Consider the following 20,136-nt stretch of genomic DNA (forward strand, 5'->3'; position numbering starts at 1 on the left):
CGTGCTCGGGTGGGCATTTTGCTTTTTCAACGCGTTTGAACAAAATAATGTTTCGCTAGATCCTGATAGACGAAGACATCGGGAGGGATCATCATCAAGTGCTAAGTCGCGTTTGAGGCAATTGATACCGTAAGTTCGTGTCCTTGCAACTCTCTTGCGACGAAAGTGAGCGAACTTGAGTAGCCGTTTAGAGAAATCTCTTCGCGGGCGTTTGCGCCGTCATGGGTGCAGGGAACGCTGATTTCTCCTTTGTCAGGTTTCTCATCGCTTTGCCATGCGATGCTGGACGACATGTCTTCGCCCGAGCATTCGAGCACTACCGTATATTTGCCGCCGCGGAGCGGAATAGCAAGGGAGATATTCTGGTCTTTCCTATCAATTTCTGTGCTGATGGCAGCCAGCTCATGGTCTTGCAGCGGCATCATCGAATCTGTACCTGGTGGAGGAGGACTGCTGGAATCGCTGAGGGAGCAACCTGTGAACGCCATTGAAGTTCCTACGAGGGCAATGAGAGCGAATGCGTTTTTCAGGGTCATATTTTTCCTCGCTTAGGAAGCTACAGTTCGATATCGGATTCTGGTTGGTGAGAATGCTGTCGCGACGGGATGAATGGTTAGCGAGGAGCTCACTTCCGTACCGTCTGCGCGGCGGTGAGGATGCGCGGACCAATCTTGCGCATGAGCTTGCCCATCTTCGGGTTGTCGGTGCGCGAGAGCGTATCCGATAGCCGTTCAAGACTCATCAGGCCCAACCAGATTTTGGCCCGGTATGCTTCCTCGGCGCTGGGAGCAATCAAATCCGCCATTTCCAACCCATGCCACAGGCTCAGGTAAGCGGTGTTCAAAGCCGGGTCCCACGCAGCGGCCAGGTCCCAGTCCAAGATGCCAACCAGTTTCTCGCCGATCCAATGCATGTTGTGGCCGGCCAAATCGCCATGAACCAAGCCCGCAGGAACCTGCGCCAGGAAATCGAGCTGGGCCCAGAGCTCGGTAGCAGGCCCTCGCAGTTCCTCGGGCAGCGCATCGAAGCATTGCTGCTGCCTGGCCTGGGTCCATTCGCCACGGAATGAAAACGGTTTGGCCAGATGCTCGCTGATCGGCTCCAGCGGCAGCTCGGCCAAATCCTTGACCAGCTGTCCCAGCACCTTCGGATCCCCGTAATGCGGTTCATGGGCGCTGCCGGGGATGAAAGACATGGCCACGGAGCTGAGTCCGTCGACGTGCAGGATCTCGGAAACCGCCACCGGAATCTGGTAGTTGAGCTGGCCCTCCAGCAAAGACAGCAGCTTGACGGAACGGGGCATCTGCTCCGTGGCCGCTGGCGTGCGCGCCATGCGAATCACCGCTTGCGGATTGCCAATGACCACCTTGTGGAATTGTCCGCCTTCGTTCACGGCCGCATCTTCCCAGGAAAGATCGGGGCAGAGCTGACGGGCAATCTGCAGTTCTCCAATGGTGGCAGGACGGCTCACTCGCACTCTTCTCGTTCAGCTTGCTGGTGGTCTCAACCTCAGGCTATCGCAGGTTTGCCACGTGGCTGCTCAGTACGCGCACAGCCAGATCAGCCTATGATCGGAAACGTGAACGCTGAACAATCTAAGCAGACAGCAACCCGCAAGACCCTCAAATTCGAGATCGTCTTGGTTCTTGCCCTGTCTTTGGGACAAAGCGCGGTCTACTCGCTGCTGAGCTTTGCCGACAAGGTCACCCGGGCGCCGCTGCGCGAGCAGACTACATCGCTGAACAACCCGCTGAGCACCCGCGAGTTCTTTGATTTCTCCTACCAGCTGCTGGACATCTTCTTTGCCTTGGTACCCGTCGTGCTGGCGCTCTACCTGATGAAGCGCACGACCGGACGAACTATCCGGGACATCGGTTTCGATATGCGCAAGCCGGGCAAGGACGCACTGCTCGGGGCGGGGATGTTCTTGGCCATGGGAGTAGGAACGCTGGGCGTCTATGCCGCTGGGCGGGCACTGGGCGTCACCACGGCACTGTCAGCAGCGAATCTTGGCGATTATTGGTGGAGCGTCCCAGTGCTTCTGCTGTCGGCTGCACGTCATGCAGTCCTCGAAGAAGTGCTGATGCTCGGATTCTTGTTCACCTACGCCAAGAAATTGAAGCTGGGCCTGTGGAGCACGATTATTGGTTCTGCGATGATCCGAGGCAGCTACCACCTGTACCAGGGGGTGGGGCCGATGATCGGCAATATGCTCATGGGCGTCGTCTTCGGCTGGGTATACCAGAAGTACGGGCGGGTGATGCCGCTGGTTATCGCGCACTTCCTGCTTGATGCCATCGGCTTCGTGGGATACGCCTTGGTCGGGCCGGCCATCGGAATCGGCCAGTAGCGCCGGTAAGCTGAGCCAATGCAGATTACCGTGCTGCGCGAAGAGGACCTTCGCCAAGCAGTTGAATTGTGGGAAGCAACTGGGCTGACTCGTCCGTGGAATGATGCGCTCGCCGACGCCCGACGGGCTTTGGCCGAGCCTACTTCCACGGTGCTGTCCATCGTTGAGAACGATCAACTCATGGCTACTGCGATGGTTGGCCATGATGGCCACCGAGGTTGGCTCTACTATGTTGCGGTGGATCCGTGCCGGCAGGGCAACGGACTGGGAAGGGCGCTGGTGGATGCCGCTGTCCTGTGGCTGCGGGATCTAGGCGTGCCCAAGGTGCAGCTCATGGTCCGCGAGGAGAACTCTGCCGTCATCGATTTCTATGAACGGCTGGGCTTCGAAGACCAGCACGTCGCGGTCCTGGGGAAGCGGCTGGACCGGCCTTAAGGAAAAGAAAGTAGGTGGGGACGCCATTGTCCCCGCCTACTTGCGATCTCTGCGGAACTGTTTACAGCACCACGGTTCCGGACTCGGTCTCAAAGGTAACCGACATGATGCCCGGAGTGCCATTCGGCGCTTCATATTGCATGGTGACAGCGCCCAAATTGACGTTCTGCGGCTGGCCCAGCCAATCCAGCACCCGTTCACGCGAGCCGGCGATGGCGATCTGGCTGATGGCGCCGGCAGGTTCCAGCGCCTTGGACGGATGCAGCTCCTCGGATCCTTCATCCCAGGAAATCAGGTACGGGCACTGCGGATCGGCGATCAGGCCCTTGATGCCAATCTGCTGCCAGGTCAGTTCGCGGCCATCAGGGAACTTCCGGTTGCCCGGCACCGACTTGCGGCCCAAGCGGTCCTCGGCACTGGATAGGTCCTCCACCGAGACGCACCAGCCCATCCAGCCGCCGCCGAGCTCCGAACGGGCGCGAACCGCCTGTCCGAAGGGTGCCTTGTCGCTGGCCGGGTGGTTCAGGACTTCAACCACCTCCAGGTACTGGCCATGCTTGAGCGGGAAGATGACATTGCGTGTTCCGAATCGTGGATGCACGCCGCCCTTGACGAATTCCAGTCCAAGGGACTCGGAGATTCTTTCAGCGGTTGGCAACAGCCCGTCTGGGCCGCATGCATAACTTACGTGATCTAGCCTCATCATGTGCCCATCATGGCAACATGTGATGCGAGTCTCTACTTAGGCACACCTAAGTGCCGTGATGCTATCGAATACTCTGCGATGAACCTGCAATATTCGCGAAATATGACCGATTGAGTCCAATGACGAGCCCTTGCGTTGCAAAGATCTTCGGTTTTCGGGCAAACTGGTACCAGGTCATGAGTCCCAGTAACAAGCCCCGGCTTACTGGGCGGCAACCCTCCAACCGCGGTGGGGTGCCCCGGGTGAAGACCTGGCCCTTGAACGCACAAGGCATCAAGGACAAGCGCGGGTTACCCCTGGAAGTCGTCACGATATGGTGCTTCCTGTCGGTGTCTTTTCAGTGGCGTACCCCCATAGTCATGAAACGCTATTTGGAGGAAACCATGAGCAATAACTGGTCATTTGAAACCCGTCAGATCCACTCCGGCCAGACCCCGGATCCGACGACCGGAGCACGGGCTCTCCCGATTTTCCAAACCACCTCTTTCGTCTTCCCCAGCGCCCAGAGCGCTGCTGCACGTTTCGCGCTGCAGGAACTGGAGCCGATCTACACCCGTATCGGCAACCCGACCACTGACGCGGTGGAAACCCGCGTCGCTGACCTGGAGGGCGGCGTTGGAGCACTGCTGCTCTCTTCGGGACAGGCTGCCACCACTTTCGCCATCTTGAATTTGGCCGAAGCCGGCGACCACCTGGTGGCCAGCCCCAGCCTGTATGGCGGAACCCAGAACCTGCTCAAGCACACGCTCAAGCGCCTGGGCATCGAGGTCACCTTCGTTTCGGACCCGGACAACCTGGATGATTGGCGTGCCGCGGTGCGTCCGAACACCAAGGCCTTCTTCGGGGAAACCATCTCCAATCCGCGACAGGACGTCCTGGACATCGAGGGCATCTCGGCGATCGCCCACGAAGCTGGCGTGCCGCTGCTGGTGGACAACACCCTGGCCACCCCGTACCTGATCCGCCCGATCGAGTGGGGCGCGGATATCGTGATCCATTCGGCCACCAAGTTCCTTGGCGGCCACGGCAATGCCATTGCCGGTGTCATCGTGGACTCGGGCAACTTCGACTTCGCCAAGGACGCCGACCGCTTCCCGGGATTCAACACCCCGGACGAGTCATACAACGGCCTGGTCTTCGCCCGCGACCTGGGTGTCAACGGCATCCTGGGCGCCAATCTGGCCTACATCCTCAAGGCCCGCGTGCAGTTGCTGCGCGATTTGGGTTCCTCGGTTGCGCCGTTCAACGCGTTCTTGATCGCGCAGGGCCTGGAAACCTTGTCGCTGCGCATTGAGCGCCACGGCCAGAATGCCGTAGAAGTTGCCAATTGGCTCGAAGCCCGCGAGGAAGTGCAGAAGGTCGCCTACGCAGGCCTGAAGTCCTCGCCTTGGCATGAGCGTGCGCAGAAGTACAGCGATCAGGGCGCCGGCTCGATCATCGCGTTCGAACTGGAGGGCGGTTCGGAAGCCGGCCAGGCCTTCGTGGACGCACTGGTATTGCACTCCAATGTCGCGAACATCGGCGACGTGCGCTCATTGGTCATCCACCCGGCCTCCACCACCCATGCCCAGCTCTCCGAAGCGGAGCAGGTTGCGGCCGGCGTGAGCCCGGGACTGGTGCGGCTGAGCGTCGGACTGGAGAATATCAAGGATATTCTGGCCGATCTGGAACTGGGCTTCCAAGCTGTTGCAGCCCTCGAGAACAAGGAACTGCAGGAAACCCTCTAGGCATGGCATCCATTGTGACTACTGAAGATACTCTGCGCGCCGAAGAGCTCGCCGGCGGACAAGACGGCATTTTGCGCCGTAAGTCCGTGGGGGAGCACCACTTCGAATTCGGTGGATTCCTTCCGGACGTGGTGCTGGCCTATGAAACGTGGGGGACGCTAGCAGCTGATGGCTCCAACGCGGTGCTGGTGATGCATGCGCTCACCGGTGATGCCCACGTTGCGCAAGGCGATTCGCAAAGCGCCGGCTGGTGGGAAGAGCTCGTAGGCCCCGGCGCCACGGTTGACACTAATGAGTACTTTGTCGTGTCCATCAACATGGTGGGTGGTTGCAATGGTTCCACCGGCCCCTCGTCCTTGGGCGACCAGGGCCTGCCCTACGGTTCGAGCTTTCCTTTCGTCACCATCAAGGACTCGGTGCGCCTTGAAGCGCGGCTGGCCAAGCAACTGGGAATCGATTCCTGGCATGCGGTCATTGGCGGTTCGATGGGCGGTGCGCGCGCGTTGGAATACGCCGTCGAGTTCCCCGACCAAGTCAAGAACCTCGTAGTGATGGCCTCGAGCGCGCAGGCGACTGCCGAGCAAATTGCCTTTGCACAGGTGCAAACCCAATCCATCCGGTTGGATCCGCACTTCTGCAATGGCGACTACTACGGCAACGATGCGCGCCCGGACGCCGGTCTTGGCTTGGCTCGCCGCCTGGCCCACATCACCTATCGTTCCGAGGCCGAGCTTGAAACCCGTTTCTCGCGCAACCCGCAGGATGGCGAGAAGCCAACGGGTCTGCTCGAGGGGCCTCGCGGGCGGTACCAGGTGGAAAGCTATCTTGACCATCAGGCCAGCAAGTTGGTGAATCGTTTCGATGCCAACAGCTACCTGGTGCTCACCGAGGCGCTGATGAGCCATGATGTGGCTCGCGGCCATGAATCCCTGGAAGCCGCCTTGGCGCGACTGGCGAAGGTCAACGTGGTGGTTGCCGCGGTAACCACTGACCGGTTGTACTTTCCTGAGCAGTCAGTGAAGCTGGCTTCGTCGCTGGCCAAGCCAAAACCGGTGCACTACATTGATTCGCCGATTGGCCACGATGGATTCCTGACCGATGCCACGCAGCTCGATGGCGTGCTTCGGACCTTGGTGTTCGGAGACTGAACCCCGGAAGGGGCTCGGGAAGATTTCAAAGCCTGAAGCAGTTCCGCCAGTAATCGGTGGAACTGCTTCAGGCTTTTCATGCCTACTTGGCGCTGTCGCCGGCGCCGAGCGAGTCGTTTGGCTTGGTCTGCGCAAACGGCGTGGCCGAGGGCCGTTTCGGGGTGATGCCGTCGCCGGAGGACTGGTGGCGCAGGCGGCGCAATACCCAGGGAGCAAGATGCTCACGCGCCCACTGCAGATCCTCCTTGCGGGCTTCCCTCCAGCTGCGTTCATCCACGGCCGGAACGATTTCGGTGTCCAGCGGATGCGCGACGTTCAGCGAGTCCAGTGCCATGGCGGCAATGCGCTGGTGCCCGGCGGGGGAGAAGTGCAGGCGATCCGGTGCCCACATCTGGGATTGGTGCAACTCCTGCAAGGCCCACATGTCCGCCACGATGGCGTCGTGGCGGGCGGCTACGGTGCGCACGTTTTCGTTGTAGATCGCCACCTTGCCTCGGATGCTTCCCAAAACCGGGGTATCGCGAATATCGGGCCCGGTGAAGAGCAAGAGCGTGGCGCCCGTATCGGTGAGCTTGGCTACCGCATTGTCGAGGATATCTGCAATCTTGTCTGGATCCCCGCCCGGGCGCAGGACGTCGTTGCCGCCTGCGCAGAGCGAGATCAGATCGGGCTTCAGGTCAATGCAGGGATCGAGCTGTTCGGCAACGATCTGGCCGATCAGCCGGCCTCGAATGGCGAGATTGGCATACGAGAAGTCCGGGACGGTGCGGCTGAGCTCGTGGGCCAAGCGGTCGGCCCAGCCAAGGTGGCGGCCGGTGCTCGACGGGTCGGGGTCGCCGATGCCCTCGGTGAACGAGTCCCCAATGGCGACATAGCGGCGCCACGGATGCAGTGGGGCATTGGCGGATGTTGATGGTTCAGAAGCAGAATCGTTTGGCACGAATCTATTGTTACCAATGGGTAACTTATAGTCAATCATTCCCGAGGATGATTCCATGAGCCGCCGTGCTAGACGCTCAAAGCGTCCCGGCGCGCCTGCAAGTACTCGTCGCGGGTAATGATTCCTCGCGAGTGCAGGGAATCGAGTTCGGCAAGCTTGTCCTCAAGGGATTTTTCCGGCGCCAGCATAGCTGAATTAGCGGCTCTTGCCATCAGCTCGGTTTCCAGGGTCAGCGGATCAAAACCGGCGCTCTTGGCTTTGCGGTAATTGCGCACCGCCACGAAGATGATCAATCCGATAACGGCGATAAAGAGCATGGCGAACAGGGGAGTGCCGACTGAAAATACGGTGTCCACGTTTTCGAATAGGGACGAAGCGCTTTCCGGGTCCGGTTCGATGTACCCTAAACTATCGAGATCCTCTTGCAGCTGCCCCGGAATATTTTCGCTGTATTCAATTTCGTCCATGGCGCCTATTCCTAACTCTGTCGCTGTCGCTGCCTCGTCCGGCGAGAGCGGCGTTCCGGAGGGCCGTGAGGCCGTTGGTCCAGTTGAACACGAAAAACTTGGAAAGCTAAGCAATTTTTACAAGATTTATAATCTTGTAACATGTCAACTGGATTTCCAGGCCTTGGAAGACCAAGGTTCCAGGAGAGTGCCGGCCAACGCCATCAGCAGATTCGACGGCGATTATGGGGAAATTCTGCGGCACCCGGGCGCTGCCATCGCCGGTGGCCGGGGACTTGATGGAATCGGGTCGCGGAAGCGCTGAGCTAGCTGTAGTTCCCCGCTACGTCCTGTTCGATAGTCTTGGGGAACTATGACTATCCCGGATCAGGCTCCAGTGGCCATCATCTCCCGTAACGACGAATCCCGCCTTGGAACTCCGCTGCTGGTGTTCCTGCACGGCTATGGCTCGAATGAACAAGACCTCATGGGGCTCTCGCAGCATCTGCCCGAAGAGTTCACTTACCTCTCGGTGCGCGCACCGCTGCAAGCAGGCCCGGGGTACAGCTGGTTCCCGCTGACCCAGGAAATCGACTACTCCATCGAGTCGGTGGCACGCAGCGTCGAAGCGCTATGGGCATTGCTGGAACCGCTGGTAAAACAGCACTCCTCGATCACCCTGCTCGGTTTCTCCCAGGGCATGGCCATGGCCACTTCATTGGCACGCTACCAGCCCGATTCCATTGAAGCCGTCGTCGGGCTCTCGGGCTTCGCCGTGGATCCCGGGCCCCTGGAAATATTCGACGACGCGAAGCTGGCAGAAAAGCCGCTACCGCTGTTCTGGGGCCGCGACCTGTCTGACCCGGTGATCACCCGGGACAAGATCGAATACACCCTGGGGTGGGTCCCGGGGCACACCGAATTGGCCAGCGAAACCTACCGGCAGATTGGCCACTCGGTGTGCATGGAAGAACTACAGGATGTGGCCGAGTTCCTCAACAGGGTCGTCCTGGGGAAAAGCTGACTACTGCTGGGCGGTGACCTTCACGCATTCACCATTCACGCACACCACGTCGCCGGGGCGGATCTGCGCCCCGCGACGGGTGTCCACCTCTCCATTGACGGTGACGATTCCGTCGGAAATCATTTCCTTGGCGTGGATGCCATCCTCGGCCAGGGAGGCAAGTTTGAGCAACTGGCCCAAGCGGATGGACTCGTCGCGGATTTCTAGGTCAAAAGCTTCGTTGGCACTCATGGCTTCCATTCTTCCCTAAATAAGTGCGCTGCATCGTAAGAATCGGCCAAAGGCGTGGAAGTTCACGTCGGCGTTACCTGATTCGGCTTCGTCTGCAGGCCGCGGAAACGATACCCTTGGAAGGTATGTATTTTTCTACGGACCGCAACCAGCGGCCTCGTAATTCCCATTGGAGTTGATATGGCGCCACAGTCCAAGCTAGACCAGGTTATTTCCCTCGCAAAGCGTCGAGGATTCGTTTTCCAGGCTGGTGAAATCTACGGTGGTTCCCGTTCGGCATGGGATTACGGTCCCCTGGGCACCGAACTGAAGGAAAACATCAAGCGCGAGTGGTGGCAGAACTTCGTTCGCGGCCGCGAGGACATGGTTGGCCTGGACTCGTCGATCATCTTGCCCAAGGCTGTCTGGGAAGCGTCGGGCCACGTGGCCACCTTCACCGACCCGCTGGTCGAATGCATCCAGTGCCACAAGCGCCACCGCCAGGACCACCTGATCGAGGCTTTCGAGACCAAGAAGGGCCGTGCCGCCAAGGACGGGATGAGCGAGATCGCCTGCCCTGACTGCGGCACCAAGGGCCAGTTCACCGAGCCGCAGATGTTCTCCGGCCTGATGAAGACCTTCCTGGGCCCAGTGGATACCGAAGCCGGCCTGGCCTACATGCGTCCGGAGACCGCCCAGGGCATCTTCGTGAACTTCGCCAACGTGCTCACCGCCTCGCGCAAGAAGCCGCCATTCGGCATCGGCCAGATCGGCAAGGCTTTCCGCAACGAAATCACCCCGGGCAACTTCATCTTCCGCACCCGCGAGTTCGAGCAGATGGAAATCGAGTTCTTCACCGCTCCGGAAGATGCCCCCGCCTTCTTCGACCAGTGGGTCAAGGATTGCTGGGCATGGTTCCTGGATCTGGGCATCAAAGAAGAGAACCTGCGCCAGTTCGACGTGCCAGAAGACGAGCGCGCGCACTACTCGGCCGGCACCATCGACTTCGAGTACCGCTTCGGCTTCCAGGGCTCGGAGTGGGGCGAGCTCATGGGCGTTGCCAACCGCACCGACTACGACCTGTCCAGCCATGCGAAGGCTTCGGGCTCCGAGCTGTCCTACTTCAACCAGGCCACCGGTGAGCGCTACACCCCCTACGTGATCGAGCCTTCCTTCGGCCTGACCCGTTCCATGATGGCTTTCCTGGTCGATGCCTACACCGAGGACGAAGCACCGAACACCAAGGGCGGCGTGGACAAGCGCACCGTGCTCAAGCTCGATCCGCGCCTGGCTCCGGTCAAGGCCGCGGTGCTGCCGCTGAGCCGCAATGAGAACCTTTCCCCGAAGGCCAAGGACCTGGCTGCCGAGCTGCGCAAGCGCTGGAACATCGACTTCGATGACGCCGGTGCCATTGGCCGCCGCTACCGCCGCCAGGATGAGATCGGCACCCCGTTCTGCATCACCGTGGACTTCGACACCCTCGAGGACCAGGCCGTGACCATCCGCGAACGCGACACCATGTCCCAGGAACGTGTTTCCCTGGACCAGGTCACCTCTTACCTTTCCGAGCGCCTGAACGGAGCCTAGAGCCCGATGAACGAACTGGAATTCCGCCTGTGGCGCTCCGGGGACGACCTCCAGCTGCTGCAGATCTTCGGCGACCCGCGTTCCCCGCAGGCCCACCAGGACCGCACCATGCTGCGCGAAAACAGCGATGCACCGTTCTCCCGCACGCTGGTAGCCACCGTTGACCAGGTGGCTATCGGCGCCGGCGTGGTGTTCGCTTCCTCGCTGCATCCGCAGCGCCTGTGGCTCTATGTCGAGGTAGCCGCCGAGCAGCGCCGGTCCGGCGTAGGCACCGCGCTGGTTCAGCAGCTGCGCAAGCAGATCCCTGCGGGCCAGGCTACGGAGCTCAAGGCCCGCTATACCGTGACCGCCGGCGATCCTGCGGCCGCGGCGGCTGGCTTCTGCCAGTCGCTGGGCCTGGGCGAAATCCAGGTCTCGCGCGATGTCATCCTGGAGCCGGGGGCTCTGGCTGAACCGGTTTTCGACACCAATGACCGGGTGATCGAGGACCTGTCCACCGGCAGTGTCGAGCTGACCCAGCTGGTGATGGATTTCTACAACGCGGTGCACACCGATTGGGATCCAGCCAAGATGACCGTGGGCTCGGCGCAGCGCATGCTGCTCGACGAGCACACCGGCGCGCAGGGCGCCCTGGTGCTGCGCGACAAGCCGAAGCGCGAGGGCGGTGTTCCGCTGGCTTTCGCGGTCAGCTACGTGCCCGCCCGCGAGAACGCCCCAACCGACGTGCTGGTAGGCCACAACCCGGCCTTCAGCGATGACGAAGTGGCAGAAGCGGTGCGCGACATGGTCGCCATGCTGATCCACCAGTACCCGGTGAAGCTGGAAGTCGACTCGTCGATGTTCGTCCTCTCCTCGCTGATTGATGCGTTGGCAGTGGTTGACCAGGCCACCGTCATATCCACGACGCATATCCTCGCCAGCGACGCGGCGAAGTAATGCCAGCAAGAACGGGACCCGCCTGGCGGGTCCCGTTTTTGCCATTCTGCACCAGCCTCCACTTCTTGAAAGAACTCCGTTGACCACCAGCACCACCATGACCGCGCAGGTCCGCTCCGGCGGAAAGATCCTGTTCATCCTGCTTGCCATCGCTTCGGGCCTGCTGCTGTGCGTGCAGTCGCGCATCAACGGGGCGCTGGGCGCGAAGCTGGGGGACGCCATCGCGGCATCAACCATCAGCTTCGGTGTCGGCTTGGCGGCATTGGTACTGCTGGCCATCTTTGTTCCCGCGGTGCGCGGCTCGGTGGCGCAAGTGCCGCGCGCCTTGGCCCAGGGCTGTTTCCCGCGCTGGTACCTGGTGGCCGGCGCGGTAGGTGCCCTGATTGTCTTCAGCCAGGCCGCAGCGGTGCCGCTCATTGGGGTGGCGCTGTTCACCGTCTGCCTGGTGACCGGCCAGGCAATCGGTTCCATGTTCATGGACCGGGTGGGCTTTGGCGGGGCCGCGCCGCGCAAGATCAATGCCTTGCGCATCCTCGGCGTGGTGCTGACCATTATCGGCGTGGTTTGGGCGGTCAGCCCGCGCGGAGCCGACGCGGACCTTTCCTCCTTGCTTCTGCCAATGGCGCTTTCGGCAGCCGTCGGCATGCTCATGGGCTTCCAGGCAGCTGCCAACGGCGCGCAAGCGGCGGCTTATGGCGGCGCCACGGCGGCGACCCTGGTGAACTTTGCCGTCGGGTTCGTGGTCCTGGCGATGGTGATGCTGGTGCGGTTGCCTGCCGGCATCGGCCTGGACCCGCTGCCAGGCACCTGGTGGTACTACATCGGCGGACTGCTCGGTTGCCTGTTCGTCGGCATCACCGCCCTGGTGGTCAAGCGGCTCGGAGTGCTGGTCACCAGCCTCGCGGCCGTTGGCGGCCAGCTGGTGGGCTCGCTGCTCCTGGACGTTTTCTTCCCGGCCACCGGTTCGTCCGTCACCGCCGCAACTGTCATGGGTACCTTGCTGACACTGCTCGCCGTTGGCCTGGCCTCGATCTCCGGAGCGCGGAACGCGAAGAGCGCCAGCCCCCGGATCCCGGTGGCATCACGCAATTAGCGTGGCGCGCTATCGCTGTTTACCTTCCGTTTTCCTCCACGACTTATGCTGGAATCCATGGAATTACAGCGCATGGCACAGGGCTCGGCCAGGGAAGTCTTCAAGGTCTTCCTGAAGCTCGGCTTGACCTCTTTTGGCGGTCCCATCGCCCACTTGGGATACTTCCGCACCGAACTGGTTGATCGCCGCCGCTGGCTCGATGACCAGCAGTACGCCCAACTGGTCGCATTGAGCCAGTTCCTGCCCGGCCCGGCATCCAGCCAGGTCGGTTTCGGCTTGGGCTTGCACCGGGCCGGAATGCGCGGTGCCCTGGCGGCATTCCTGGCGTTCACCCTGCCCTCTGCGGTGGTGATGGCGGTCTTCGCCTTCGGCGCTTCGCTGTTCAGCGGTCCCATCGGTACCGGGCTGCTGACCGGCCTGAAAATCGTCGCGGTCGCCATTATCGCCCACGCGGTACTGGGCATGGCAAGGAACCTGGCTCCGGATCGTGCCCGTGCCGCCATTGCGGTTGTCGCTGCCGGATCGGCGCTGCTTTTGGCCGGAAGCTTCGGGCAGGTCCTGGCCATTGCCTTCGGCGCATTGGCAGGATATTTCTGGTGCCGCGGCAAGGATGCCGGAGCAGCGGCGGCTATGCAGTTTCCGGTATCAAGGACCGTGGGCATCAGCTGCCTGTCGCTGTTCGCCATCCTGCTTTTCGGGTTGCCGGTGGCAGCCCTTGCAACGGGCCGGGATCTGCTGGGCTTCATCGATGCGTTCTACCGCTCCGGCGCCCTGGTCTTTGGCGGCGGGCACGTGGTCCTGCCGCTGCTCCAAAGCGCAGTCGTAGATCCCGGGCTGATCAGTTCCCAAGAATTCCTCGCCGGCTACGGCGCGGCCCAGGCCATGCCCGGACCGCTCTTCACCTTCGCCGCGTACCTTGGCGTCCTCGTCGACTCGGGTCCCGGCGGCGCTGCCGGAGCGCTCATCGCCTTGCTTGCCATTTTCCTTCCGGGCTTCCTGCTGCTGCTCGGCGTGCTGCCGTTCTGGAACCGGGTGAGCCACTGGCCTGCCGCCAGGGCCATCATGCATGGCGCCAACGCGGCAGTGGTCGGGGTGCTCGCCGCCGCACTGTACAACCCGGTCTTCACCTCGGCGATTACTTCGGCTCCCGCTTTCGTCCTGGCCTTGCTCTGCTTTGTTTTGCTGACCGCCTGGAAGATGGCCCCATGGATTGTCGTGGCCATCGGTGCGCTCGGGGGAGTGCTGCTGGGCGTGTTGGCTTAGGCAGGCTCGGTGAGCTGCTGGGGCCGGCACCCCGGTGCGCCTCGTGGCGCGGGGTACCGGACCTCGGCGCAATGCCCCTAGTTCAGGCTCTTGGCTGTGTTGAGCACTGCGATCAGCTCGTCGAACCATTGCGCATAGCTGCTGTAGGTGAACGGACGCTTATCATCCCATTCGACCACCTGGCTGGCCTCTACCGCTGGCAAAGACGCGAAGACGGGATGGTCCTTGACCTGCTGCGCGGTGCCCGAATAGCTCAGCACCACATCGGCAGGGTAGTCGGCAACCTTCTCCCAGCTCATTGAAGCCCAGCCGCTGTCCTCGGTCTGGCCGACAATATCGAATCCGAGTTCGTCCAGCAGGGCCAGCTGGCCCAGTGATTTCTGGCCGACGTACAGGTCGTCATACCCATTGAGCGCGATGATCCGCAACGGCTGGTCCTTGGCCAAGGCACGCAACTGTTCAAGTTTGGCTTGGTAGTCGGCCTTGGCGGCGGACTGCGACGCAATATCCCCGCCCAATGACTTGGCCAATGATTCATAGTCCTCGATGACCTCCAGAACAGGCCGGTTGCCAAATTTGATGCCCAGGAATGGAGCCGTGGCAGTGGCCTCTGCCTGGACCTTGTCATCCCACCAGGTCCAGCCCGTGCCTTCGGCATTGCCGAAGCCCACGATCAGATCCGGGTCGAGGCCAAGCAACTTCTCCAGGCTGAACTCTCCGTCCTGGCCGATGATGGTCATCTCTGCTGGATCCGCACTGCCAAGGGCCAGGCTGCCCGACTCGTCCAAACCGTATCCGAAGACGCCCGAGGGGCGGATGCCGTAGTCCCAGAGTGCCGCAGCCGAATAGGAATCGGTGACCAGCGTTTGCGGTGCGGCATCCATGGAGATGGTTTTTCCATAGCCGGAATCGGTGAAGCTCCACGCTGCGCTGGCTTCGCCGCTTGAAGGGGAAGCGGCCTGGGTGCTCGGGCTGCAGGCGGCCAGGGCCAGGGCTGCGGCCAGCGAAGCTGCGCCGAAAAAGACGCGTCGGGTCATTGGTTGCATGTTCTTTTCCTTCTTAGATGGCCTCGTGGCCCAGCGGGATCACGAGTGGTGTGTGCGAGACGGGATCCTGGATGATGGTGCAGGGCAAGGCGAAAACCTCGCGGATCAGTTCCTCGGTGACAATCTGCGAGGGAGGTCCTGCGGCGACGATCTCACCGGATTTCATCGCGATCAGGTGCGTGGCGTAGCGGCACGCTTGGTTCAAGTCATGGAGCACCGCAACCACCGTATTGCCCTGTTGCTCGTTGAGCCTGCGGCACAGTTCCATGATTTCGATCTGGTGGGAGATGTCCAAGAAGGTGGTCGGTTCATCGAGCAGCAGCAAAGGAGTCTGCTGGGCCAGTACCATGGCGATCCAGACGCGTTGGCGTTGCCCGCCGGATAGTTCGTCGACCAGCCGCCGGGAGAGCCCGGTGGTGCCTGTGGCGTGCATGGCGCTGAGCACTGCTTGCTCGTCCGCGGCAGACCATTGGGAGAACAAGCCTTGGTGCGGGCTGCGGCCGCGGGCGATCAGATCCGCAACGGTGATGCCATCCGGGGCGATGGAGGACTGCGGCAGCAGCCCCAGCCGCTGGGCCACCTGCTTGGCTGGCAGGGACAGGATCGGTTTGCCATCCAGGATGACCTGGCCGGAGGAAGGCTTCAGCACCCTGGACAGGGCGCGCAGCAAGGTCGATTTGCCGCAGGCGTTGGGTCCAACGACGACCGTAAACGAGCCCGGGGGGATGGATAGCGAGAGGTTTTCGGAGATGGCCGATGGCCCGTAGCCCAAGGTGAGCCGGTCGGCGGATAGCTGCGGATGGGTCGTGCTCATTGGCGTCGTGCCTCACGAAGTAGTAGCCAGATCAGGTAGACCCCGCCGATGCTGACGGTGACTACGCCAACCGGCAGGGAAGTGTTCTCCAAAACGCGCTGGGCCAGCACATCGCTGGCCAGCAGCAGCACGGCGCCGAGCAATGCCGAGTAAGCCAACGACACGCCTGCGCTGCCCATGATCCGGCGCGCGATTTGCGGAGCAGCTAGCGAGATGAAGGCGATGGGGCCTGCCGCCGCGGTGGCCAGGGCAGTCAACGCGACCCCGATCACCAGCAAGGACAGCTTGCTGGATTCGGTGTTGATGCCCAGCGCCACAGCAGCGTCGTCGCCCAGTTCCAGCAGGCGCATCCTGCGCGTGCAGGCCATGGCGCCCAGCGCGAGAGGCAGGGCTACCGCTGCGGCCGGTATGGCCTGGTCCCAGCCGATGGCATTGAGCGAGCCGGCACCCCAGATGGCCGCGGACATGGCGTCCTCCAGCTCGCTGCGCAAGATCAGCCAGGTGTTGGCCGAAGCGAGGATCGCGCTGACCGCGATCCCGACGATGATCAGCCGGAATCCCTCAGAGCCGTTCTTAAAGGACAAGGCATACACCACGGCCGCGGTGGCCAAGCCACCAGCCAATGCACCGAGTGCCACCTGGAAATACCCGCCGCCGAAGACCAGCATGACGGCCAGCGCACCGGTATAGGCACCGGTATTGAATCCGATAATGTCTGGAGAACCCAGGGGATTGCGGGTCATGGATTGGAAAATTGCCCCGCTGGCGCCTAGCGCTGCGCCCAATAGCAGTGCCATCAGAACGCGGGGCAGCCGCCATTGCAGCACCACCCGCTGGCTGCTGGCCTCCCCGGCTCCAGCCAGGGTATTGAGCACTTCGCCCAAGCCCAGCGTGTAGTCGCCAGTGGCCAACGCGTAGAGGCCCAGGGCGGCCGCCAACACCGAGAGCAGTGCGGCGAGAAGCAGCTGACGTGGTTGCACGCGCAACCAGATGCGTCCAATGCGCAGTACCCGGCGGCCCGGGCCGAAATCCACAGCACTCATAGTCCGCTAGCCCGCTTGCGCCGAACCAGCCAAATCAGCACCGGAGCGCCAAGCAAGGCCGTGACGACCCCCACCTGCATTTCGCCGGGCGGGACAACGATGCGGCCAAGCACATCGGAAACGAGCAACAGCACCGGGCCGAGGATCATCGAGAAACACAGGATCCATCGCTGATCCGGTCCGACGATCCAACGGCTGATATGCGGGATCATCAAGCCCACGAAGCCGATCGGGCCGGCGGCGGCGGTCGCTGCGCCGCAGAGCAGGGTGACCGCCACGATCACCACTGCGCGGGTCAGGCCGATATTGGTACCCAGCGCGAGGCTGGCCTCATCGCCCAAGGCCAATGTGTTCAGCGAGCGGGTGCACAGCACCGCCAATACCAGCCCCAGGATAACGAAAGGGGCGATGACGCCCACCATGGGCAGGGTGCGGTTGTTCAAGGTTCCCGCGCCCCAATAGCGCATGCGGTCAAAAGCCTCGGGGTTGAGCAGGGTCATCCCGTTGGAAATTCCTCCCAGCACGGCGCCCAGTGCGACGCCGGACAAGGTCAGCCTGGCCGGTGTCGCTCCACCGCGGCCACGCGATCCAATGAGGTATACCGCGAGGGTGGCCAGCACGGCCCCGGCGAAGGCGAACCAGATGTACTGGGAAATGTGGGTGATGCCCAGGAATGCCACTGCGAGCACGACGGCGAATCCGGCGCCCGCGTTGACCCCGAGGATACCGGGATCTGCCAGCGGATTGCGGGTCAGTGCCTGAATCAATGCGCCGCCAACAGCCAGGGACATTCCTGCCAGGAGCCCAATCGCAGTGCGCGGCAGGCGCAGCTCGTTGATGATCACCAGTGTTTCGGGTGCGCCAATTCCCCATAGCGCCTGCCCGGCAGCCAGCGGCGCAATCGCCTTTGCTCCAATGCCCAAAGACGCGAAGAGGGCGACTGAGAGCAAACCGAGGCACAGGGCCAACGCCGCTGACTTCCAAGCATTGCTGGCGGACAATCCTGCTGATCCATGGGCGGCTTTGGTTCGATCGGACTTGTTGGCGGGTTGATGCGGCGCAAGGAGGGTCATGCGACTTTCCGTAATTAGGGAACACTCACTGAATCGCGAGCACAAAAAGTCACACTACCATGATGTTTTTAGGTTAGGGCAAAATAAGTCACAATAGACGCACCTATTTACAAGTTAGTGCTGAAGACGTTCCGACTAGGCGAGATTGATGAAACGCACCGACCCGTCAGCTTCGGCAAGGACCATGAAGGAATCATGATGAGTTGCCAGGTATTCCTCGATGCGCGCCAGCACCGACACCTCGGCCCGGTCGTCCAGCGCAGGGCCGGACGAAGCCATCCACGTCACCGCTAGCTCCGGGCGCGCTTTGAGCTGAGCCGCCATCGGCTCGGAAGCCGCCGGGCCAACGATTACCACTGCTCGACGTGTTATCGACCCCTGAGAGGCAATGGATTTTCCGTAAGAACCGGCTCTGGAATCCTTGTCCGAACGCCACAGCGCAAAGTGGTATCCGGCCACGGCGGCGGTCGCAACCAGCCAGCCCAGCGGGGCGCGAACGGTGTCCAGCAGGGAATCAAGACGAGAATCGGGTTCCAGGTAGAACTCGAAAATCCGGTACCCGAAGACCAGCAGGGAAACCAGCGCGACGACGGAACTGGCTCCGAAGAACAGGACCAAATAGGCGCTGCGCGAGTCTGCCGGGAAGGGCTTCCAGGGCTTGAAGTACCAAAGCCATGCGGCGGTTCCGAAGGCGAGCAAGCCGAGACCATGGCCCAGCAAACCCGCGGAGTAGCCCACCGAGACGCTGGACCCCAGTGCTGCGAAGAGCGCATTGACCACCATGCCCAGACCGGTAGCCAGCACGGCCAGGCTGATACCGCTCAGCGCCAGGTGCGCTGCGCCAACCACGGCGGCAGGGTGCAGCCCGGAACGCAGCTGGGACTGGTGATAAATCCAGAGAACCGCGGCCGCCACAATGATGGCCAGCAGGCTTGGACCGCCGTCGAGGAAGAGGTCGGTGCGTTCCTGCGCCGTCCATGCCTGCGGCCACACCCAGGAAACCAGCTCGGCGATCGCCAGCAGGAACGCCAACACCGGTGCGGCCAGGCCCAATACAACCAGCAGGATGCTGTTCAGGAGATTGGACATCATCTGGACTCTGCGCAGTTTCCAATGCCAGAACCACAGGGCCGAGGAACCGGCCAGCCAGACCAGCGCCATCAGCAGATTCGGCATGCCGGTGGGACCCACCAGCGTATTTTCCGGCACGAACAGGATTTCCAACGCGACCGTCAGCGTGGCAACCAGCGAAAGCGCGAAGAGCACCATGCTGAAGTAATTTCCCACGGTGGCCGCCAGCTGGGCGAATTGCCGTGGTGCAGTACGCGATGAAGTAATTTGGCGGTGCTGCCAGGCGCACACCGTGCCCCAGCCCAAGGCCACCGCCAGCGTCGACTGCCATGCCCCGTCGCGGGCTGCGGAAACAAGTCCCGCCAGGAACGCCAGCGCGGCGCAGCTGCTGGCAGCCAGGGTGGCAAGGTACGCGGCGGAGGCCTGCAAGGACCAGATGGCTGAGTCGAAGGCCGACGGCCGGGCCAGGCGCTTGCGGATGGAACGCCACAACAACCAGGCCAAGGGGATTCCAACCAGGGTGAAGGTGAAGGCCATCGCCAGCTGCTCGGTGCTGACCAGCAAGGAATCGAAACCATGGAAGAGCGCGGTAAAGAGCGTAGACAGACCCGTAGCCGAGACCATCAACAGCACGAACAGCAAGCCGTGGAGGATCACCGGACGCAGCACGCTGCTGCTTTGCACGTGGAACGCCGGGGCGGTTGCGGCCATCAGTAACCCATCTCCTCGGCGGTGCACAGGCCGACCTGCCACGGCATGCGGTCAATCAGCCAGGTTCCATCGACCTTGCGCAGCTCGAAGGCCTCTTCATATGAGGAGAGATTCCCCAAGGGCAGGAATTGGGCGTCGCGGGTATTGAACCTGGTGCGGACGGTAGCACTGGACTCCCCGACGGTGCTGCGCAGCAGCTGCACATCAAGTGGCTGCGGGGCATAGGGTTCGGGAGAGCACAGCATCCTGGATTGGCCTTCAATGGTGTAGCGCTGCATGGCCGGCAAATCCTCGGCCTCGAAAGCCATCAGATATCTTTGCACGACCCCTTCCGGGGTGTTCTCCCCGTGGACCTCTGGTGCCGAACGCAGCGAAACCACGAGCAATGCGGATATAACCAAAGCCACAATGGCGGCGGCAAGGGCCAGCAAAACCACCCGCGCCGCCGAAAATTTACTTGTCATTGCATCATTTTGGTCCACATCAGGACAATAATCCAGCGCCTCGGCATCA

Annotated in this window: 21 protein-coding genes and 1 riboswitch; of the genes, 9 read left to right on the forward strand and 12 right to left on the reverse strand. The window is 61.9% G+C overall.

Features of this window, described 5'->3' with window-relative positions; genetic code table 11:
- Positions 1-101 precede the first annotated feature (101 nt).
- The gene (locus tag ACWICV_RS12085; protein WP_332489328.1) at positions 102-536 is read right to left on the reverse strand and encodes a hypothetical protein; all 435 of its coding nucleotides are present in this window, start codon (positions 534-536) and stop codon (positions 102-104) included.
- 89 nt (positions 537-625) lie between these two features.
- Positions 626-1,471 (reverse strand): phosphotransferase family protein, encoded by an 846-nt coding sequence (locus tag ACWICV_RS12090; RefSeq protein WP_332502610.1) that lies wholly within the window; start codon positions 1,469-1,471, stop codon positions 626-628.
- Between the two features lie 96 nt (positions 1,472-1,567).
- Here ACWICV_RS12090 and ACWICV_RS12095 point away from each other — a divergent pair, with 96 nt between their 5' ends.
- Both ACWICV_RS12095 and ACWICV_RS12100 read left to right on the forward strand, forming a co-directional pair.
- Positions 1,568-2,350 carry a CPBP family intramembrane glutamic endopeptidase gene (locus ACWICV_RS12095; protein WP_332489388.1) on the forward strand — a complete coding sequence of 261 codons (783 nt, stop codon included), beginning with the start codon at positions 1,568-1,570 and terminating at the stop codon, positions 2,348-2,350.
- Positions 2,351-2,368: 18 nt separating this feature from the next.
- Positions 2,369-2,785 carry a GNAT family acetyltransferase gene (locus tag ACWICV_RS12100; protein ID WP_332489387.1) on the forward strand — a complete coding sequence of 139 codons (417 nt, stop codon included), beginning with the start codon at positions 2,369-2,371 and terminating at the stop codon, positions 2,783-2,785.
- 61 nt (positions 2,786-2,846) lie between these two features.
- Here the strand turns inward: ACWICV_RS12100 and ACWICV_RS12105 are convergent, their stop codons facing one another.
- Positions 2,847-3,491, reverse strand: a complete 645-nt coding sequence (locus ACWICV_RS12105) for a VOC family protein (protein ID WP_332498748.1) — start codon at positions 3,489-3,491, stop codon at positions 2,847-2,849.
- Between the two features lie 172 nt (positions 3,492-3,663).
- Positions 3,664-3,783, forward strand: a riboswitch (SAM riboswitch).
- Positions 3,784-3,874: 91 nt separating this feature from the next.
- On the opposite strand from ACWICV_RS12105, the gene ACWICV_RS12110 reads away from it, so the two are divergent.
- Positions 3,875-5,218, forward strand: coding sequence for a bifunctional o-acetylhomoserine/o-acetylserine sulfhydrylase (locus tag ACWICV_RS12110; RefSeq protein WP_400290572.1), 1,344 nt, complete (start codon positions 3,875-3,877; stop codon positions 5,216-5,218).
- Between the two features lie 2 nt (positions 5,219-5,220).
- The gene (metX, locus tag ACWICV_RS12115; protein ID WP_332489386.1) at positions 5,221-6,366 is read left to right on the forward strand and encodes a homoserine O-acetyltransferase MetX; all 1,146 of its coding nucleotides are present in this window, start codon (positions 5,221-5,223) and stop codon (positions 6,364-6,366) included.
- Between the two features lie 82 nt (positions 6,367-6,448).
- Here the strand turns inward: metX and ACWICV_RS12120 are convergent, their stop codons facing one another.
- Both ACWICV_RS12120 and ACWICV_RS12125 read right to left on the reverse strand, forming a co-directional pair.
- A complete protein-coding gene (locus ACWICV_RS12120) occupies positions 6,449-7,345 on the reverse strand; it encodes an SGNH/GDSL hydrolase family protein (protein WP_400290280.1) in 897 nt (298 codons plus the stop codon).
- 29 nt (positions 7,346-7,374) lie between these two features.
- Positions 7,375-7,773 (reverse strand): SHOCT domain-containing protein, encoded by a 399-nt coding sequence (locus tag ACWICV_RS12125; protein ID WP_454091071.1) that lies wholly within the window; start codon positions 7,771-7,773, stop codon positions 7,375-7,377.
- Between the two features lie 352 nt (positions 7,774-8,125).
- Here ACWICV_RS12125 and ACWICV_RS12130 point away from each other — a divergent pair, with 352 nt between their 5' ends.
- Complete coding sequence (locus tag ACWICV_RS12130; RefSeq protein WP_332502605.1) at positions 8,126-8,776, forward strand: alpha/beta hydrolase; 651 nt, start codon at positions 8,126-8,128, stop codon at positions 8,774-8,776.
- Here the strand turns inward: ACWICV_RS12130 and ACWICV_RS12135 are convergent, their stop codons facing one another.
- The gene (locus tag ACWICV_RS12135) at positions 8,777-9,007 is read right to left on the reverse strand and encodes an RNA-binding S4 domain-containing protein (RefSeq protein WP_181148825.1); all 231 of its coding nucleotides are present in this window, start codon (positions 9,005-9,007) and stop codon (positions 8,777-8,779) included.
- Positions 9,008-9,187: 180 nt separating this feature from the next.
- Here ACWICV_RS12135 and ACWICV_RS12140 point away from each other — a divergent pair, with 180 nt between their 5' ends.
- From ACWICV_RS12140 to chrA, 4 genes are all read left to right on the forward strand, one after another.
- Positions 9,188-10,573 (forward strand): glycine--tRNA ligase, encoded by a 1,386-nt coding sequence (locus tag ACWICV_RS12140; RefSeq protein WP_400290284.1) that lies wholly within the window; start codon positions 9,188-9,190, stop codon positions 10,571-10,573.
- Between the two features lie 6 nt (positions 10,574-10,579).
- A complete protein-coding gene (locus ACWICV_RS12145; RefSeq protein ID WP_400290286.1) occupies positions 10,580-11,509 on the forward strand; it encodes a GNAT family N-acetyltransferase in 930 nt (309 codons plus the stop codon).
- 79 nt (positions 11,510-11,588) lie between these two features.
- Positions 11,589-12,602, forward strand: coding sequence for a DMT family transporter (locus tag ACWICV_RS12150; protein WP_454091072.1), 1,014 nt, complete (start codon positions 11,589-11,591; stop codon positions 12,600-12,602).
- Between the two features lie 57 nt (positions 12,603-12,659).
- The gene (gene chrA / locus ACWICV_RS12155) at positions 12,660-13,865 is read left to right on the forward strand and encodes a chromate efflux transporter (RefSeq protein WP_454091073.1); all 1,206 of its coding nucleotides are present in this window, start codon (positions 12,660-12,662) and stop codon (positions 13,863-13,865) included.
- 77 nt (positions 13,866-13,942) lie between these two features.
- Here chrA and ACWICV_RS12160 read toward each other — a convergent pair whose 3' ends face one another.
- From ACWICV_RS12160 to ACWICV_RS12185, 6 genes are all read right to left on the reverse strand, one after another.
- Entirely contained in the window at positions 13,943-14,911 is a 969-nt protein-coding gene (locus ACWICV_RS12160; RefSeq protein WP_102598153.1) for an ABC transporter substrate-binding protein, read from the reverse strand.
- Positions 14,912-14,924: 13 nt separating this feature from the next.
- The gene (locus ACWICV_RS12165) at positions 14,925-15,725 is read right to left on the reverse strand and encodes an ABC transporter ATP-binding protein (protein WP_400290293.1); all 801 of its coding nucleotides are present in this window, start codon (positions 15,723-15,725) and stop codon (positions 14,925-14,927) included.
- On the reverse strand, positions 15,722-16,768 hold the full coding sequence (locus ACWICV_RS12170; protein WP_332727459.1) for a FecCD family ABC transporter permease: 1,047 nt from the start codon (positions 16,766-16,768) through the stop codon (positions 15,722-15,724). Before ACWICV_RS12170 ends, ACWICV_RS12165 begins: the two co-directional genes overlap by 4 nt.
- On the reverse strand, positions 16,765-17,841 hold the full coding sequence (locus tag ACWICV_RS12175; protein ID WP_454091074.1) for a FecCD family ABC transporter permease: 1,077 nt from the start codon (positions 17,839-17,841) through the stop codon (positions 16,765-16,767). The genes ACWICV_RS12170 and ACWICV_RS12175 overlap by 4 nt, the downstream gene beginning before the upstream one ends.
- A gap of 135 nt (positions 17,842-17,976) precedes the next feature.
- Positions 17,977-19,623, reverse strand: coding sequence for a DUF5671 domain-containing protein (locus tag ACWICV_RS12180; protein WP_454091075.1), 1,647 nt, complete (start codon positions 19,621-19,623; stop codon positions 17,977-17,979).
- A complete protein-coding gene (locus ACWICV_RS12185) occupies positions 19,623-20,087 on the reverse strand; it encodes a hypothetical protein (protein ID WP_454091076.1) in 465 nt (154 codons plus the stop codon). Before ACWICV_RS12185 ends, ACWICV_RS12180 begins: the two co-directional genes overlap by 1 nt.
- Positions 20,088-20,136 lie beyond the last annotated feature (49 nt).

Source organism: Glutamicibacter sp. NPDC055354 (genome assembly GCF_053644955.1).

Excerpts from the sequence above, each read along its gene's own strand:
- ACWICV_RS12120 (WP_400290280.1), bottom strand. The coding sequence starts at position 7,345 with ATGATTGACTATAAGTTACCCATTGGTAACAATAGATTCGTGCCAAAC.
- ACWICV_RS12145 (WP_400290286.1), top strand. The coding sequence starts at position 10,580 with ATGAACGAACTGGAATTCCGCCTGTGGCGCTCCGGGGACGACCTCCAG.
- metX (WP_332489386.1), top strand. The coding sequence starts at position 5,221 with ATGGCATCCATTGTGACTACTGAAGATACTCTGCGCGCCGAAGAGCTC.
- ACWICV_RS12105 (WP_332498748.1), bottom strand. The coding sequence starts at position 3,491 with ATGATGAGGCTAGATCACGTAAGTTATGCATGCGGCCCAGACGGGCTG.
- ACWICV_RS12110 (WP_400290572.1), top strand. The coding sequence starts at position 3,875 with ATGAGCAATAACTGGTCATTTGAAACCCGTCAGATCCACTCCGGCCAG.
- ACWICV_RS12085 (WP_332489328.1), bottom strand. The coding sequence starts at position 536 with ATGACCCTGAAAAACGCATTCGCTCTCATTGCCCTCGTAGGAACTTCA.
- ACWICV_RS12140 (WP_400290284.1), top strand. The coding sequence starts at position 9,188 with ATGGCGCCACAGTCCAAGCTAGACCAGGTTATTTCCCTCGCAAAGCGT.
- ACWICV_RS12135 (WP_181148825.1), bottom strand. The coding sequence starts at position 9,007 with ATGAGTGCCAACGAAGCTTTTGACCTAGAAATCCGCGACGAGTCCATC.
- ACWICV_RS12130 (WP_332502605.1), top strand. The coding sequence starts at position 8,126 with ATGACTATCCCGGATCAGGCTCCAGTGGCCATCATCTCCCGTAACGAC.
- ACWICV_RS12185 (WP_454091076.1), bottom strand. The coding sequence starts at position 20,087 with ATGACAAGTAAATTTTCGGCGGCGCGGGTGGTTTTGCTGGCCCTTGCC.
- ACWICV_RS12180 (WP_454091075.1), bottom strand. The coding sequence starts at position 19,623 with ATGGCCGCAACCGCCCCGGCGTTCCACGTGCAAAGCAGCAGCGTGCTG.
- ACWICV_RS12160 (WP_102598153.1), bottom strand. The coding sequence starts at position 14,911 with ATGCAACCAATGACCCGACGCGTCTTTTTCGGCGCAGCTTCGCTGGCC.
- ACWICV_RS12100 (WP_332489387.1), top strand. The coding sequence starts at position 2,369 with ATGCAGATTACCGTGCTGCGCGAAGAGGACCTTCGCCAAGCAGTTGAA.
- ACWICV_RS12175 (WP_454091074.1), bottom strand. The coding sequence starts at position 17,841 with ATGACCCTCCTTGCGCCGCATCAACCCGCCAACAAGTCCGATCGAACC.
- ACWICV_RS12165 (WP_400290293.1), bottom strand. The coding sequence starts at position 15,725 with ATGAGCACGACCCATCCGCAGCTATCCGCCGACCGGCTCACCTTGGGC.
- ACWICV_RS12095 (WP_332489388.1), top strand. The coding sequence starts at position 1,568 with ATGATCGGAAACGTGAACGCTGAACAATCTAAGCAGACAGCAACCCGC.
- chrA (WP_454091073.1), top strand. The coding sequence starts at position 12,660 with ATGGAATTACAGCGCATGGCACAGGGCTCGGCCAGGGAAGTCTTCAAG.
- ACWICV_RS12170 (WP_332727459.1), bottom strand. The coding sequence starts at position 16,768 with ATGAGTGCTGTGGATTTCGGCCCGGGCCGCCGGGTACTGCGCATTGGA.
- ACWICV_RS12125 (WP_454091071.1), bottom strand. The coding sequence starts at position 7,773 with ATGGACGAAATTGAATACAGCGAAAATATTCCGGGGCAGCTGCAAGAG.